This window comes from Comamonas halotolerans (assembly GCF_030162935.1).
GTDB lineage: Bacteria > Pseudomonadota > Gammaproteobacteria > Burkholderiales > Burkholderiaceae_C > Comamonas > Comamonas halotolerans.
Genome location: NZ_JASAUZ010000012.1, coordinates 68094 through 83665 on the forward strand (window position 1 = coordinate 68094; position 15572 = coordinate 83665).

The 15572-nt window shown below is 55.2% G+C and carries 22 protein-coding genes; 3 read left to right on the top strand and 19 right to left on the bottom strand.

The features are described from left to right. Positions 1-97: 97 nt before the first annotated feature. The 4 genes from ptsP to QEP11_RS07600 form a co-directional block, all read right to left on the bottom strand. Positions 98-1858: a phosphoenolpyruvate--protein phosphotransferase gene (ptsP, locus tag QEP11_RS07585; RefSeq protein WP_284336041.1), complete on the bottom strand. Its 1761-nt coding sequence runs from the start codon at positions 1856-1858 to the stop codon at positions 98-100. 85 nt (positions 1859-1943) lie between these two features. Next, positions 1944-2213, bottom strand: coding sequence for an HPr family phosphocarrier protein (locus QEP11_RS07590; RefSeq protein ID WP_284336042.1), 270 nt, complete (start codon positions 2211-2213; stop codon positions 1944-1946). Continuing rightward, a complete protein-coding gene (locus tag QEP11_RS07595) occupies positions 2182-2634 on the bottom strand; it encodes a PTS sugar transporter subunit IIA (protein WP_284336381.1) in 453 nt (150 codons plus the stop codon). The genes QEP11_RS07590 and QEP11_RS07595 overlap by 32 nt, the downstream gene beginning before the upstream one ends. Positions 2635-2737: 103 nt before the next feature. Further along, complete coding sequence (locus QEP11_RS07600; RefSeq protein ID WP_284336043.1) at positions 2738-3313, bottom strand: hypothetical protein; 576 nt, start codon at positions 3311-3313, stop codon at positions 2738-2740. 128 nt (positions 3314-3441) lie between these two features. Between QEP11_RS07600 and QEP11_RS07605 the strand changes: the two genes are divergently transcribed. Further along, a complete protein-coding gene (locus QEP11_RS07605) occupies positions 3442-3945 on the top strand; it encodes a TlpA disulfide reductase family protein (RefSeq protein WP_284336044.1) in 504 nt (167 codons plus the stop codon). Between the two features lie 102 nt (positions 3946-4047). Here QEP11_RS07605 and QEP11_RS07610 read toward each other — a convergent pair whose 3' ends face one another. Next, complete coding sequence (locus tag QEP11_RS07610) at positions 4048-4503, bottom strand: c-type cytochrome (protein WP_413788709.1); 456 nt, start codon at positions 4501-4503, stop codon at positions 4048-4050. A gap of 155 nt (positions 4504-4658) precedes the next feature. Between QEP11_RS07610 and QEP11_RS07615 the strand changes: the two genes are divergently transcribed. Together QEP11_RS07615 and QEP11_RS07620 are read left to right on the top strand one after the other, a co-directional pair. Then, positions 4659-5345 carry a cytochrome b/b6 domain-containing protein gene (locus QEP11_RS07615; RefSeq protein WP_284336046.1) on the top strand — a complete coding sequence of 229 codons (687 nt, stop codon included), beginning with the start codon at positions 4659-4661 and terminating at the stop codon, positions 5343-5345. A 123-nt stretch (positions 5346-5468) separates the two neighbouring features. Continuing rightward, complete coding sequence (locus QEP11_RS07620) at positions 5469-5912, top strand: GNAT family N-acetyltransferase (protein ID WP_284336382.1); 444 nt, start codon at positions 5469-5471, stop codon at positions 5910-5912. Between the two features lie 64 nt (positions 5913-5976). Here the strand turns inward: QEP11_RS07620 and QEP11_RS07625 are convergent, their stop codons facing one another. The 14 genes from QEP11_RS07625 to fusA all read right to left on the bottom strand — a co-directional run bounded on the left by QEP11_RS07625 (position 5977) and on the right by fusA (position 15476). Beyond that, positions 5977-6483 (bottom strand): peroxiredoxin, encoded by a 507-nt coding sequence (locus QEP11_RS07625; protein ID WP_284336047.1) that lies wholly within the window; start codon positions 6481-6483, stop codon positions 5977-5979. A 132-nt stretch (positions 6484-6615) separates the two neighbouring features. Next, the gene (gene rpsQ, locus QEP11_RS07630) at positions 6616-6885 is read right to left on the bottom strand and encodes a 30S ribosomal protein S17 (protein WP_045265664.1); all 270 of its coding nucleotides are present in this window, start codon (positions 6883-6885) and stop codon (positions 6616-6618) included. A 9-nt stretch (positions 6886-6894) separates the two neighbouring features. Beyond that, entirely contained in the window at positions 6895-7092 is a 198-nt protein-coding gene (gene rpmC / locus QEP11_RS07635) for a 50S ribosomal protein L29 (RefSeq protein WP_284336048.1), read from the bottom strand. Positions 7093-7103: 11 nt separating this feature from the next. After that, positions 7104-7520: a 50S ribosomal protein L16 gene (gene rplP, locus QEP11_RS07640; protein WP_284336049.1), complete on the bottom strand. Its 417-nt coding sequence runs from the start codon at positions 7518-7520 to the stop codon at positions 7104-7106. 2 nt (positions 7521-7522) lie between these two features. Further along, positions 7523-8383 carry a 30S ribosomal protein S3 gene (rpsC, locus tag QEP11_RS07645; protein WP_284336050.1) on the bottom strand — a complete coding sequence of 287 codons (861 nt, stop codon included), beginning with the start codon at positions 8381-8383 and terminating at the stop codon, positions 7523-7525. A 16-nt stretch (positions 8384-8399) separates the two neighbouring features. Beyond that, positions 8400-8732 (bottom strand): 50S ribosomal protein L22, encoded by a 333-nt coding sequence (gene rplV, locus QEP11_RS07650; RefSeq protein ID WP_042418925.1) that lies wholly within the window; start codon positions 8730-8732, stop codon positions 8400-8402. Positions 8733-8741: 9 nt separating this feature from the next. Further along, entirely contained in the window at positions 8742-9017 is a 276-nt protein-coding gene (gene rpsS / locus QEP11_RS07655) for a 30S ribosomal protein S19 (protein ID WP_042418928.1), read from the bottom strand. Between the two features lie 10 nt (positions 9018-9027). Beyond that, positions 9028-9852, bottom strand: a complete 825-nt coding sequence (gene rplB / locus QEP11_RS07660; RefSeq protein ID WP_219163515.1) for a 50S ribosomal protein L2 — start codon at positions 9850-9852, stop codon at positions 9028-9030. 2 nt (positions 9853-9854) lie between these two features. Beyond that, positions 9855-10169, bottom strand: coding sequence for a 50S ribosomal protein L23 (rplW, locus tag QEP11_RS07665; RefSeq protein ID WP_284336051.1), 315 nt, complete (start codon positions 10167-10169; stop codon positions 9855-9857). Beyond that, a complete protein-coding gene (gene rplD / locus QEP11_RS07670; protein ID WP_284336052.1) occupies positions 10166-10789 on the bottom strand; it encodes a 50S ribosomal protein L4 in 624 nt (207 codons plus the stop codon). The genes rplW and rplD overlap by 4 nt, the downstream gene beginning before the upstream one ends. Further along, positions 10789-11463 carry a 50S ribosomal protein L3 gene (gene rplC, locus QEP11_RS07675; protein WP_284336053.1) on the bottom strand — a complete coding sequence of 225 codons (675 nt, stop codon included), beginning with the start codon at positions 11461-11463 and terminating at the stop codon, positions 10789-10791. The genes rplD and rplC overlap by 1 nt, the downstream gene beginning before the upstream one ends. A 202-nt stretch (positions 11464-11665) precedes the next feature. After that, the gene (rpsJ, locus tag QEP11_RS07680) at positions 11666-11977 is read right to left on the bottom strand and encodes a 30S ribosomal protein S10 (RefSeq protein ID WP_005796953.1); all 312 of its coding nucleotides are present in this window, start codon (positions 11975-11977) and stop codon (positions 11666-11668) included. Positions 11978-12002: 25 nt separating this feature from the next. Then, positions 12003-13193 carry an elongation factor Tu gene (gene tuf / locus QEP11_RS07685; protein WP_284336054.1) on the bottom strand — a complete coding sequence of 397 codons (1191 nt, stop codon included), beginning with the start codon at positions 13191-13193 and terminating at the stop codon, positions 12003-12005. A 174-nt stretch (positions 13194-13367) separates the two neighbouring features. Beyond that, on the bottom strand, positions 13368-15476 hold the full coding sequence (gene fusA / locus QEP11_RS07690; protein WP_284336055.1) for an elongation factor G: 2109 nt from the start codon (positions 15474-15476) through the stop codon (positions 13368-13370). Positions 15477-15572: the final 96 nt, after the last annotated feature.

A 15572-nucleotide genomic window follows, 5' to 3' on the forward strand; every position in this document is an offset into this window, starting at 1 on the left:
CAGAGCAATTCTTCGGGACTCAGTGCTGCCAACTATAACACTGAATGAGAATTAATCGCAAATAGTTTTCATCTCGATGAAAATTACTGACGAACGGTTACTTCGCTGCCTCCATGGCCTGCGCCGGCGCATCGGACGCCAACACCGCTTGCGCCCATGGCTGCAGCTTGCGGGTATCCGCGCGTAGCACCTCCTGCTTGACGCTCAGGATTTGCGCGGGATGCATGGAGAAGCTGCGCAGGCCCAGCCCCAGCAACAACCTTGTCATGCTGGTATCTCCTGCCATTTCACCGCAAACACAGACTTGCTTCCCCATGTCGTTGGCCGCTTGAATGACTTGCGCCACCAATCCCAGTACAGCCGGATGCAAAGGGTCATAGAGATGTGCAACCGCCTCATCTGCGCGGTCAATAGCAAGCGTGTACTGAATCAGGTCGTTGGTGCCAATCGAGACAAAGTCAAAGTTCTTGAGCAAGCTGCGCACCATGATGGCTGCCGCAGGAATTTCAATCATTGCCCCCAGCTGCACCACGCCATATGCAACACCTCGCGCATCCAGCTCCGCTTGTGCCTGCTTCACCTGCGCCAGGATGCTGTGGACCTCGTGCTGATGCGAGACCATAGGAAACAGCAGGTGGACTTTGCCAAATGCGGCTGCTCGCAATATAGCGCGCAATTGCGTACGAAACATGGCGGGCTCGGCCAAACTCCAGCGAATGGCTCTCAGTCCCAGAGCGGGGTTCAGCGAGGCATCTTTGCTACTTTTATCCAGTGGTTTGTCAGCACCCACGTCAATGGTGCGGATCGTCACGGGCAAGCCTTGCATGCCTTCAAGGGCCGCCTTGTAAGCTTCAAACTGCTCATCTTCACCCGGCAACTGGCCTTCGCGACCCATGAATAAAAACTCGCTGCGAAACAGTCCCACGCCCACAGCACCCGCATGCACTGCTGCCGCCGCATCGCCAGGCTGTTCAATATTGGCCAACAACTCGACTTTTTGTCCATCCAAGGTCACCGATGGCGTGTGTCGCAAACGAGCCAAGCGCTCACGCTCCAGCGCATCCTGACGCTGACGAAAGCGGTACTCCTCCAAAATGATGGGAGATGGATCCACGAGAACAATACCGGCATTGCCATCAATGATGATCCAATCGTCCTGGCGAATCAGCTGACCTGCGGCACGCGCACCTACAACCGCAGGGATATCCATGCTGCGCGCGACAATGGCGGTGTGACTTGTCCTGCCTCCGACTGCCGTCACAAACCCCGCAAACACGCTGCGCTTGAACTGCAACATGTCCGCCGGTGACAGATCCTGAGCCACCAACACCAGCGGCGCCTCTGCCATCCCGTCCAAAGCGGGCTGCAGTCCTTCCGCAACCTGCCCTGCTGGAGGCGGCGCAATGGGACTCGCCGCAATACCGCGCATATAGCGCAGGATACGCTCGGCCACCTGTTCCAGATCCGCCTTGCGCTCGCGCAGATAGGGATCCTCCATCTCATCAAACTGCCGCGATATCTGCTCCAACTGGGTCATCAATGCCCATTCAGCGTTGTACAAACGGTCTGAAATCCAATGACGCACGCCAGATGCCAGCACCTCGTCTTGCAAGAGCATGAGATGCACTTCCAGCAGCGCAGCCAGTTCCCCCGGAGCATCTGCAGGCAAATCACTGACCAAGCGCTGCAACTCGTCGACCACGGCGTCGCGCGCTTTACGCGCTCGATCAATCTCCGCACCAATTTGCGAAGACTCGATAAAGTAGTGGCGCACTTCCACTCGGCTTGATGCCACCACAACGGCACGCCCAATGGCAATTCCACGCGAAACCGCCAAACCATGGATGGCAAAAGTCATGCCTAGTCCTTTTCAACTGTGCGCTACGCAGCACAATGCGAGGTATTCATGGCAACTTGCTCTCAGGCAAGCTGCAAAGCAGAAATTACTGGCCTTCGCCAAATTTGTCGTTGATCAAGGTAACCAAAGCATCCAACGCTTCCTGCTCCTGCGGGCCATCGGTTTCCAGCTCAACCACAGAGCCCATTCCGGCAGCCAGCATCATCACTCCCATAATGCTTTTCGCATTGATACGTCGCTCACCCTTGCTCATATAGACATCGCAAGGAAAGCTCCCTGCGAGCTTGGTCAGTTTGGCCGAAGCGCGTGCATGCAACCCCAATTTATTGCTGATGGTGATCTCTGTCTTGACCATGTTCTTTCCGGGAATTCTGGTTTTGGGGCGCACTACCTCCCCCCACTTGCAACATGCCTTGTTGCCCACCTACCAATGCACGCTCGGTTTGCTGCTCCAGCGGCTCATTCCGATAGCACAGTGCGCGCAGCAGCATGGGCAGATTTACCCCTACCAGCAAACGAGCGGGAGTGCCTTCCACCAGACGGTGCGCCACATTGCTGGGCGTTGCACCGAATACATCCGTCAGCACCAAAGTGCGCTGTGCACCACTTTGCGACAACAGTATTTCTGCCTCTCGCAGCGTCGCTTCAGGGCTTTGACTGGATGGCACATCCAGCACACTGATGTCATCACCGCAATCGGCAAAGACATGCAATGCACATTCCCGTAAAGCTTGAGCCAAGGGAGCATGAGCAATCAATAAAATGTGGTTGGCGATGGTTGTCATGAAGCTTTCTTTTGCATACCTATTATGGCTTGAGCCTGCTTCTCAAGCTGTCGGCATAAGCCTGCATCCCAGTCGCCCAAGTAGATCGCTTGAGTTATTTCAAACTAATGCTGTTGAAAAAAGTACGGGCCGTCCTGTGATAAGCCTTCGGGCTATAGACCACCGCATGAAAAATACGCGCCTTATCCCCCTCCTTGCGCGCGAACCAGACCCCATGTGTGGTCACGGTCCAACCTGCACGGCCGACGCCCTCAACCGTTGCCTGAATGGATCGCGGCAAATCCAGTGCACCCGCAGGCACAAAGCGTGCCCCGCTTTTCGCACCATCGCCATCTACAGCATTGAAGCGAGAAAGTACCGCCACCTGCCAAAACGCCAATGCATCATCGGCTTGCGCAGCATCGTCAAGCAGCCAGTGCGACATGGCAAAGGTTGAGTCCACAGCATCGCACCCCATCATTGTCACGGGCACACTACCAATTTCCATCCCAAAATCCACCTGTGAGCTGGCAAACTGGGGGACGCAAGGAAATTCCATATCCAAACCTGCGTCTTCCAACGACACATGCTGCCATGACAGTTCTGGCTCCTTGTCCGTGCAGGCACTCAACAGCGCTAGCGCAGCCACAGCACCCACCGCATAATGCTTCAGCGTTTGGTTCTTGTTCATGCACGCATTATCGGCAGCCATTAACAGAACTGGATAGCGAACTTTTACCTGTCTCTGATTTCCAAATATCAGTACCGCAATAGGTTTTGTCCTGCAGCCAACAGCGCAAATTGGCAAAATGGCGAACTATGGCAATTAAACATATCGTGGCAGGTGTAGCGCTAGCCGCATTCGCTGGCTTGGCTGCTTACGTCTATCTGGGAGAGGGTGCCCAGCCTGCGCCGCATTCACAATTTGTTCTGCTGGACGGTTCAAGCAAAACGACACAGGACATGCGAGGCAAGGTCACACTGGTGAACTTCTGGGCAACCAGTTGTGTGACCTGTGTGGCAGAAATGCCCGAGATCATTGCCACTCATAACAAGTTCAAAGAAAAAGGCTTTGATACTCTGGCTGTGGCAATGAGTTACGACCCACCCAGCTATGTCGTGAATTTTGCGCAATCTCGCCAGTTGCCCTTCAACGTCGCTTTGGACAACACCGGTGCTGTAGCCAAGGCATGGGGCGATGTAAAACTCACCCCCACCACTTACATCGTCAACAAACGCGGTGAAATCGTGAAAACCTATATTGGTCAGCCTAATTTTTCCGAATTGCATCAGCTGATTGAAAAGTTGTTAGCAGAGGCCTGATAGTCCGGCTTCTGCATAAAAAAAGAGCGGCTAGCACCAGTGCTAGCCGCTCTTTTTTATGTTTGCATCAAGTGTTTCCATCGTGCGGAAACACCCACGCTATCAGCGGTTGCGGAATGCGTCGTGGCAAGCCTTGCAAGTTTGGGCAGCAGGCCCAAATGCTGCCTTCAGTTGCGCCAGATCACCTGTTTTGGCAGCCGCAGCCAACTTGCCAGCTTCAGCCACAAACTTGTCTGCATGCTCATCAAACTTGGCTTTCTCAGACCATGCTTCAGATTTGGTCTTGCCACCCTCTGTCCCAGCACCAAACGCCTGCCATGGCAATGCAGCAATACTCTCCAGCACCGCACCATTTTGCTTGGCCAGATCCGCGTTGAATGCTGCACGACCGTTGGCCATGGCGCCCAAGGAGCCAAAGTGCTGTCCAATGACAAACAGCGAACTCTGACGATATTTGATAGCGTCTTCAGACTTGCCGAACTTCAACGTATCTGCCGAAGCTGACACACTGACCAATGCCGCGGACACAGCCAAAGCAGCAGCTGACAGAGTTTTCAATCGCATGGGGAACTTCCTTTCTTGCTATAGAACTGACAAAAAATAAACACACTCTCAGTAGGGAGTATCCCGATAAAAACTAGGTTCCCAAAACTTAAGCCCATCTTCTTGATGCACAACAGTCATTCCGACTCCCCAGCCCGTACATTCAAAATATGAGATCTTCCGAAACTTCCCGCCTGCGTATCTGGGACCTTCCCACCCGCCTCTTCCACTGGCTGCTGGCCGCAAGCACGATTGCTTTGGTTGTCACCTCCAAAATGGGAGGCAATGCCATGGAGTGGCATTTGCGCCTGGGTCATGTGGTATTGGGGCTGCTTCTGTTTCGCCTTCTTTGGGGTTTTGCGGGAGGGCATTGGTCACGCTTTTCCACCTTTATCCCTGGTCCTGCGCGCTTGCTGCGCTATTTGAAGGGCCAAGGAAGCGCTGCGGACAAAGCTGGGCACAACCCGCTGGGAGCCCTCTCCGTCATTGCCATGTTACTGATATTGGCAGCACAAGTGGGCACAGGCCTGATCAGCGATGATGAAATAGCCTTTGCCGGGTCATTGGTGCGATTTGTATCCGGCGACACCATTGCCTGGGCAACGGTCTGGCACAAAGGCTGGGGCCAGTGGCTGGTGTATGCCATCGTGGCGCTTCACCTGATCGCGATTGCGGGCTACAGCATCTTCAAACGTGAAAAGCTGGTGCTAGCCATGCTGCATGGCGACAAGCCTGGACAACCACAAACCCTGCCTGCTAGCCGGGATGGCTGGCGCGCCATCGTTCCTGCACTGTTCTTTGCAGCCGCGTGCGCCGTGATGACGTATTGGGTGTGGACGCGAGCCACATCGTTTTAACCCTATGTCCCTGTTGTCCTTGTGTGGCTACACTGAGAACCTGTCTTTTTTTACTCCAGCACACTCGTTTTGACCGTGGATCAGCCCTGTGTGGTGATTGATATCGCCACCACCGCCCAAGACATGGCCTGTGCAGCCCAGTTGTTTCGCGAATACGCAGAGACTCTGGACTGGGATCTGGCCTTTCAGAACTTCGAGCATGAGCTTGCCCATTTGCCGGGCGACTATGCACTGCCGCGCGGCGCTTTGCTGTTGGCCTATGTCGACGGTGCCTTGGCAGGTTGCTGTGCGTTAAGGCCTCTCGACAGTGCAGACACCGCCAACGCTGCAGAAATGAAGCGTCTGTATGTGCGCAAGGCTTTCCGCGGCTTCGGTCTGGGCAGGCAGCTCACAGAGGCCACGTTGGACGCTGCCCGCCGAGTGGGCTACTCCAGTGTGCTTCTCGATACGCTGGACGATATGGAAGCTGCGCGCAACCTCTACACCGACCTGGGCTTCCAAAGCATCGATCCTTATTATCACAACCCCATCCCAGGGGCGCACTATCTCAAGGTCGACATTTTTTGACACGTATCACTCATAAAAAAGCGCTGCCGAAGCAGCGCTTTTTTTGTGCAGCTTCTAGAGCTGTTTAAGCCTTGGCTTGTGCCAGCAATGTTGCCGCGTCCGAGACTTCAAACTTGCCTGGACCTTCTACATTCAAAGTGGCGACCTTGCCATCCTTGATCAACATCGAGTAGCGGTTGCTGCGCAAGCCCAGGCCCTTGCCATTCAAATCCAGCGTCAGACCCAATGCCTTGGCCAGAGCAGCATCGCCATCGGCAATCATGCGCACCTTGCCAGCAGCCTTTTGCTCACGCCCCCAGGCGCCCATCACAAAGGCGTCATTGACAGCCACACACCAGATTTCATCCACACCTGCAGCCTTGAATGCATCTGCCTGTGCAATATAGCCAGGCAAGTGCTGCACCGAGCAAGTGGGGGTGAATGCACCAGGAACCGCAAACAAAGCGATGGTCTTGCCTGCCAAGGCCTGTGGCAGCTCGACAGGGTTAGGGCCAATGCTGCAGCCGTTGCCTTCAACTTCCACGTATTCCATCAACTTCACTGCGGGCAGTGCGTCTCCAACCTTAATCATGTGTGTCCTCCAATGGTTTAAATAAGCCTTCGCTTCTCCGTGGTTTGCACTTAAAAGCAAAGCCTGAAAACAAAAAAGCGACCCACATTGTGGGTCGCTTTTTAAGACTGTGCAGTCAAAGCGGTTGAACGCTTAGACCAAGGCAGCCTTTTGCACCAAGCGGGTCGCAACCCAGTTCTTGGTCTTCGACAGCGGACGGCTTTCGGTGATTTCGATGGTGTCACCCATCTTGAATTCACCTTGCTCGTCGTGGGCATGGTACTTCGAGGACTTCACCACGATCTTGCCGTAGATGGGGTGCATCACGCGACGCTCCACCAATACGGTCACTGTCTTAGCGCGCTTGTCGCTAACCACCTTGCCAACCAAGGTGCGCTTGAGGGATGTTTTAGCTTCCGTCATGTCGGCTCCTTACTTGGCGGCTTGCTTTTCAGCAAGGATGGTCTTGGCACGAGCGATATCGCGGCGAGTCGCCTTCAAAGTCGCAGTGTTACCCAGTTGTTGCGTGGCCTTTTGCATACGCAGACCAAAGTGGGCCTTTTGCAAGGACTTCACTTCAGTTTCCAGTGCGGCCACGTCTTTTTGGCGGAGTTCAGCAGCTTTAGTCATGTTGATTCTCCTTATTCACCAATGTGACGGGCAACGAAGGTCGTACGCAGAGGCAGCTTTGCAGCAGCCAAGCGGAACGCTTCACGAGCCAGCTCTTCAGGAACACCCACGATTTCGTAGATGATCTTGCCGGGCTGGATTTCGGCAACGTAGTACTCGGGGTTACCCTTACCATTACCCATACGCACTTCAGCAGGCTTGGTGGAAATTGGCTTGTCAGGGAACACACGAATCCAGATACGGCCGCCACGCTTGACGTGACGCGAAATCGCACGACGTGCGGCTTCGATCTGACGTGCTGTCAGACGACCACGGTCGGTAGACTTCAGACCGAAATCGCCGAAAGCAACAGCGTTGCCACGGGTAGCGATACCGGTATTGCGGCCTTTGTGTTCCTTACGGAACTTGCGGCGTGCAGGTTGCAGCATGTTTATTCTCCTTTACCGTCCGCTGCTGTAGCGGGCGCGTCAGTCTTGCGAACGCGCTTAACGGAGTCAGCGCCAGCGCCAGCAGGCTTGTCGCTGCCGTCTACAGGAGCTGCGTTACCGCCTGTGGGGCGGCGGGCACCACGGCCTGCACCGTCACGGCGGCCATCGCGGCGGGGGCCACGTGGACGACGCTCGTCTTCAGGACGGGGAGTTTCGACGGCGGGCAGGTCGTTGCGGCCCAAGGTATCACCCTTGTAGACCCACACCTTCACGCCGATGATGCCGTAGGTGGTCTGAGCTTCGGAGAAGCCGTAGTCGATATCTGCACGCAGAGTGTGCAGTGGCACGCGGCCTTCGCGGTACCACTCAGTACGTGCGATTTCGATACCGTTCAGACGACCGGACGACATGATCTTGATGCCTTGGGCACCCAGACGCATGGCGTTCTGCATCGCACGCTTCATGGCGCGACGGAACATGATGCGCTTTTCCAGCTGCTGGCAGATGGAGTCAGCGATCAGCTTGGCATCGATTTCAGGCTTGCGCACTTCCTCGATGTTCACTGCGACTGGCACGCCCAGGCGAGTAGCGAGTTCCTTCTTCAAGGCCTCGATGTCTTCACCCTTCTTGCCGATCACAACACCAGGACGGGCCGAGAAGATTGTGATGCGGGCATTCTTTGCAGGACGCTCGATCAGCACGCGTGCAACAGCAGCGTTCTTCAACTTAGCCTTCAGGTACTCGCGAACCTTGATGTCTTCCGCCAGCATGCCGGCGAAGTCACGGTTGCTAGCGTACCAACGGCTAGCCCAGTTACGGCTTACAGCAAGGCGGAAGCCGGTAGGATGGATTTTCTGTCCCATATTCTTCCTTTAGGCCTCAGTTACCAACTGTCACGTAAATGTGACATGTAGGCTTGCTGATGCGGTTGCCGCGACCCTTAGCGCGCGCTGTGAAGCGCTTGAGCGTAGTGCCTTGTTCGACGTAGATGGTCTTGACCTTCAATTCGTCGATATCGGCGCCGTCGTTGTGCTCGGCGTTAGCGATAGCGGATTCCAGAACCTTCTTCACGATCACAGCAGCTTTTTTCTGTGTGAAAGTCAAGATGTTCAGAGCTTGATCCACCTTCTTGCCGCGGATCAGATCCGCGACCAGACGACCCTTGTCAACCGACAAGCGGACGCCACGGAGGACTGCACGTGTTTCAGACATGGTCGTTCCTTACTTCTTGGCCTTCTTGTCGGCGGGGTGACCCTTGAAGGTACGAGTCAGAGCGAATTCGCCCAACTTGTGACCTACCATTTGGTCGGTGATGTAGACAGGCACGTGCTGCTTGCCGTTGTGCACAGCGATGGTCAGACCGATGAATTCGGGCAAAACCATGGAGCGACGCGACCATGTCTTGACTGGCTTCTTGTCCTTGGTGGCAACGGCCTTTTCAACCTTGGCTACCAAGTGATGGTCAACAAACGGACCCTTTTTGAGAGAACGAGTCATTTGCTACCCCTTACTTCTTGCGACGCGACACAATCATGTTTTGTGTGCGTTTGTTGTTACGGGTGCGGTAGCCCTTCGTCAGGTTGCCCCATGGGTCAACTGCGTGACGGCCTTCGCCTGTCTTACCTTCACCACCACCATGTGGGTGATCGATTGGGTTCATGGCAGTACCGCGGACGGTAGGACGAATACCCATCCAACGCTTCACACCGGCCTTGCCGTAGCGGCGCAGGCTGTGTTCTTCGTTGGCAACTTCACCGATGGTGGCGCGGCATTCGATGTGAATCTTGCGCACTTCGCCAGAACGCATACGCACCTGGGCGTAAACGCTTTCACGGGCCAGCAGCGTAGCGGATGCACCAGCGGAACGAGCGATTTGAGCGCCGCCAGCAGGTTGCAATTCGATACAGTGGATGGTCGAACCCACAGGGATGTTGCGGATAGGCAGAGTGTTACCAACGCGGATAGGGGCTTCGGAGCCGCTCACGATGGTTGCACCAACAGCCAGGTTGCGAGGAGCAATGATGTAACGACGCTCGCCGTCTGCATAGCACACCAGAGCGATGTGAGCGGAACGGTTAGGGTCGTATTCAATGCGCTCAACCTTGGCGGGGATACCGTCCTTGTTGCGCTTGAAGTCCACCACGCGGTAGTGGTGCTTGTGACCACCGCCCTTGTGACGTGTTGTGATGTGACCGTTGTTGTTGCGACCGGCCTTTTCGGATTGCGCTTCCAGCAGAGGAGCGAAACCAGCACCCTTGTGCAGGTGGTCACGAGTCACCTTCACCGCGCCGCGACGGCCAGGCGAAGTTGGTTTGAGTTTGATAACAGCCATGATTAAGCAGCCTCCCCGGACAGGTTCAGCTCTTGACCGGGCTTCAGACGCACATAAGCCTTGCGAACGTTGTCACGACGGCCAATGGTCTTGCCAAAGCGCTTGGTCTTGCCCTTGGTGTTCACCACAGAAACGCCCAATACTTCAACCTTGAACATCAACTCCACAGCGGCCTTGATTTCAAACTTGGTAGCGTTTTGCAGTACCTTAAAAGTCACAGCGTTGGAATTCTCAGCAACCATGGTGGCCTTCTCGGACACGATGGGAGCAACCAACACTTGCATCAGACGACCTTCGTCAAACTTGGTAGTGCTCATGCGAACATCTCCTTGAGTTTGTCGATTGCACCCTTGGTGATGAGCACTTTCTTGTAATGCACCAGAGAAACGGGGTCAGCGTAGCGGGGTTCCACCACGAACACGTTCTTCAGGTTGCGGGAAGCCAGGTACAGGTTCTCGTCAATCTCTTCGGCGATCACCATCACCGACGACTGCAGATTCATGGACTTGAACTTGTCAGCCAGAACCTTGGTCTTTGGAGTGTCAACAGTCAGCGAATCCACCACTGCCAGACGGCCTTCGCGGGCCAGCTGAGACAGGATCGAAGCCATACCAGCGCGGTACATCTTCTTGTTGATCTTCTGCGTGAAGTTTTCTTCAGGCAGATTGGGGAATGTGCGACCGCCCCCACGCCACAGAGGCGAGGAAGACATACCAGCACGTGCACGGCCTGTACCCTTTTGTTTGAAAGGCTTGGCTGTGGTGTGGCGAACTTGTTCGCGATCCTTTTGAGCGCGAGTGCCTTGACGACCGTTGGCACGGTAGGCAGTCACGATCTGGTGGATCAGATCTTCGTTGTATGCACGACCGAACACGGTTTCAGGTGCGTCAAATGTCGACGCAGCTTGACCTTGTTCATTCAGGAGTTCGAGCTGCATTAGTTCGCTCCTTTGGAAGCTTTAGCCTTGATCGCGGGACGGACGGACACAAAGCCACCCTTGGCGCCAGGAATAGCACCCTTGATCAACAGCAGTTGGCGTGCTTCGTCAATGCGAACCACATCCAGGTTTTGGGTAGTCACGGTGTCAACGCCCATGTGACCTGTCATACGCTTGCCGGGGAACACGCGACCGGGGTCTTGTGCCATACCGATAGAGCCAGGTACGCGGTGCGAACGGCTGTTACCGTGCGAGTTGCGTTGTGCGCCGAAGTTGTGACGCTTGATCGTGCCTGCGAAGCCCTTACCAATAGTCGTGCCTTGCACGTCTACCTTCTGGCCCACGCTGAACAGATCAGCCACGGGCAGAGCTGCGCCAGCTGCATACTTGGCAGCGGTTTCGTCTGTCACGCGGAATTCTTGTGTAACTTCACCGGCTTCAACGCCCGCCTTAGCGAGGTGGCCAGCTTCAGGCTTGGTCACGCGAGATGCCTTGCGTGTACCGAATGTGACTTGCAAAGCCACATAGCCATCGTTCTCTTGGGTTTTAACCTGAGTCACGCGGTTGTTAGAAACATCCACCACTGTGACAGGCACTGCGTCCCCATCATCAGTGAACAGACGCATCATGCCCACCTTGCGACCCAGCAACCCCAGGGAGTTGCTCAGACTCATTTGTTTCTCCAAAACTCTCGCCGCTGTAACTGCAATTGGCCCAGCGTTGCACCCAATTCAGAAGCCTGAAAGTGCACGAAAGAAGGTTAATAAAACTCCGCCATTTTGGCGAAGCTCCAAATTTTAACGCGAACTGCTTTTTCAAGCAAGTTCGCGTTAAAAGAAGACCTTACAAGGCGCTGCAAGCAGCGCCCGTACGTTCTTATTGCAGTTTGATTTCGACGTCCACGCCAGCAGGCAGGTCCAGCTTCATCAAAGCGTCAACGGTCTTGTCGGTAGGATCGACGATGTCCATCAGGCGTTGGTGAGTGCGGATTTCCAGCTGGTCACGCGAAGTCTTGTTCACGTGGGGCGAACGCAGGATGTCGAAGCGCTTCATGCGTGTAGGCAGTGGCACTGGACCCTTAACGATCGCGCCAGTACGCTTGGCGGTATCAACGATTTCAGCTGCAGACTGATCGATCAACTTGTAATCGAAAGCCTTCAGGCGGATGCGGATTTTTTGCTTGGACATTGTTAATTCCTAGTTTTTCTAAGAATTAACCCAGAACCTTAGCAACCACACCGGCGCCAACAGTACGGCCACCTTCGCGGATAGCGAAACGCAGACCTTCTTCCATAGCGATAGGAGCGATCAGCTTCACAGTGATGGAGACGTTGTCGCCAGGCATCACCATTTCCTTGCCTTCTGGCAGCTCGATGGAACCGGTCACGTCAGTTGTACGGAAGTAGAACTGAGGGCGGTAGTTGTTGAAGAAAGGAGTGTGGCGGCCGCCTTCGTCCTTGGACAGCACATACACTTCGGAAGTGAAGTGTGTGTGTGGCTTGATGGAGCCGGGCTTGCACAGCACTTGGCCGCGTTCCACGTCTTCACGCTTGGTGCCGCGCAGCAGCAGACCCACGTTGTCGCCAGCTTGACCTTGGTCCAGCAGCTTGCGGAACATTTCCACGCCTGTGCAGGTGGTCTTCTGTGTGTCCTTGATACCGACGATTTCGATTTCTTCGCCAACCTTGATCACACCGCGCTCGATACGGCCTGTCACCACGGTACCACGACCGGAGATCGAGAACACGTCTTCCACAGGCATCACGAATGCGCCGTCCACAGCACGCTCAGGTGTGGGGATGTAGGAGTCCAGAGCTTCAGCCAGACGCAGGATTGCTGGCTCACCCTTGTCGGATTGGTCGCCTTCCAGAGCCAGCTTGGCAGAGCCGCGGATGATAGGTGTGTCGTCACCAGGGAAATCGTACTTGTCCAGCAGTTCGCGGACTTCCATTTCCACCAGCTCCAGCAGTTCTTCGTCATCCACCATGTCGCACTTGTTCAGGAACACGATGATGTAAGGAACGCCAACCTGACGAGCCAGCAGGATGTGCTCGCGTGTCTGGGGCATTGGGCCGTCAGCAGCGGAGCAAACCAAGATAGCGCCGTCCATCTGAGCAGCACCGGTAATCATGTTCTTCACATAGTCAGCGTGACCGGGGCAGTCAACGTGAGCGTAGTGACGAGTAGCGGTTTCGTACTCAACGTGCGAAGTGTTGATGGTGATACCACGAGCCTTTTCTTCGGGCGCGTTGTCGATCTGCGAGTAGTCGCGAGCTTCGCCGCCGAAGTGCTTGGACAGCACTGTAGCGATAGCAGCTGTCAGGGTGGTCTTACCGTGGTCAACGTGACCAATGGTACCCACGTTCACGTGGGGCTTGGTACGTTCGAATTTTTCCTTTGCCATTGCAAATTCTCCGAATAAAAAGAGCAAACCTGTGTGGGGTTTTAAGGTCTGCACCGCATTGCTGATTCACTTCGCACAGGGAACAAAGTGGCATGCGATCGCAGACCGGCAATCCAACTGCGGCAAACTCAGGGCTTGCCGCAACCAAACAGTCAATTATGACTGATCTGGCAATTACTTGGCACGTGCAGCAACAATGGCTTCAGCCACGTTGCGAGGAGCTTCAGCGTAGTGCTTGAATTCCATGGTGTAAGTCGCACGGCCTTGCGTCTGCGAACGCAGCGAAGTGGCGTAGCCGAACATTTCCGACAGAGGCACTTCTGCCTTGATGGCCTTGCCGCCACCAACCATGTCTTCCATGCCCTGCACCATACCGCGGCGGGACGACAAGTCACCCATCACGGTACCAGCGTAGTCCTCAGGTGTTTCCACTTCCACAGCCATCATGGGTTCCAGAATGACGGGATTGGCCTTCTTGGCAGCTTCCTTGAAACCAAAGATAGCAGCCATCTTGAACGCCTGTTCGGACGAGTCCACATCGTGGTACGAGCCGAATGTCAGACGCACCTTCACGTCCACGACGGGGTAGCCAGCCAAAACGCCGGTTGTCAGCGCTTCGATCACACCCTTTTCAACCGCAGGGATGTATTCGCGAGGAACCACACCACCCTTGATTTCGTCCACGAACTCAAAGCCCTTACCGGCTTCCTGTGGCTCCAGCGTGAACACCACGTGACCGTACTGACCCTTACCACCAGACTGACGAACGAACTTGCCGTCCACGTCCTTGACGGTGCTGCGCACGGTTTCGCGGTATGCAACCTGGGGCTTGCCCACATTGGCTTCCACGTTGAACTCGCGCTTCATGCGGTCAACAATAATTTCCAGGTGCAACTCACCCATACCAGCAATGATGGTCTGGCCGGATTCTTCGTCGGTACGCACGCGGAAAGATGGATCTTCAGCAGCCAGACGAGACAGGGCAATACCCATCTTTTCCTGGTCAGCCTTGGACTTGGGCTCCACAGCCTGTGCAATCACGGGCTCAGGGAACACCATGCGCTCCAGCACGATAGGTGCTGCGATGTCGCACAGGGTTTCACCAGTGGTCACATCCTTCAGGCCCACGCATGCAGCGATGTCACCAGCGCGGATTTCTTCCACTTCCTGGCGCTCATTGGCGTGCATCTGAACGATACGGCCGATACGCTCTTTCTTGCCCTTCACAGCATTCAGAACGGTTTCACCCTTGGTCAGAACACCGGAGTACACGCGCACGAAAGTCAGCTGACCAACGAATGGGTCGGTCATCAGCTTGAATGCCAGCGCAGAGAACTTCTCGTCGTCGTCAGCCTTACGCGACAGCTTCTTCTCTTCGTCATCAGGATCAGTACCAGTGACGTCAGGAATGTCGGTAGGAGCAGGCAGCAGATCCAGCACCGCGTCCAGCATACGCTGCACGCCCTTGTTCTTGAAAGCCGAGCCGCACAGCATTGGCTGGATTTCGGTAGCGATGGTGCGCTGACGCAGAGCGGAGATGATTTCCTCTTCGGACAAGTCACCTTCTTCCAGGTACTTGTTCATCAGCTCTTCGTTGGCTTCAGCAGCAGCTTCCACCATGTTTTCGCGCCACTTCTGTGCCACCTCAACCAGTTCTGCAGGAATGTCGCGGTATTCGAACTTCATGCCCTGGGAAGCTTCATCCCAGTAGATGGCCTTCATCTTGATCAGGTCCACCACGCCTTGGAAGTTGTCTTCCGCGCCGATTGGCACCACGATTGGCACTGGATTGGCCTTCAGGCGCAGCTTCATCTGGTCCACGACCTTGAAGAAGTTGGCACCAGTACGGTCCATCTTGTTCACAAAGGCCAGACGAGGCACTTTGTGCTTGTTAGCTTGACGCCACACAGTTTCCGACTGTGGCTGCACGCCACCCACGGCGCAATACACCATCACAGCGCCGTCCAGCACGCGCATGGAGCGCTCAACTTCAATAGTGAAGTCCACGTGGCCGGGGGTGTCGATGATATTGATGCGGTGCTCGGGGCGGGACAGGTCCATACCCTTCCAGAAGCAGGTCACAGCAGACGAGGTGATCGTGATACCGCGTTCTTGCTCTTGCTCCATCCAGTCGGTGGTCGCAGCGCCGTCGTGCACTTCACCCAGCTTGTGGGTTACACCTGTATAAAACAGGATACGCTCAGAAGTCGTGGTCTTACCTGCGTCAATGTGGGCCGAGATACCGATGTTGCGATAACGGCCAATGGGGGTCTTGCGAGCCATGATTGATCCTTGATTGATCGGGGGGAGAGTCTGCCTTTACCCGGCCTTGTGCGCTGGGGCCAGCAGTACTATATGGGGGTGCCTTGAATCGAGACA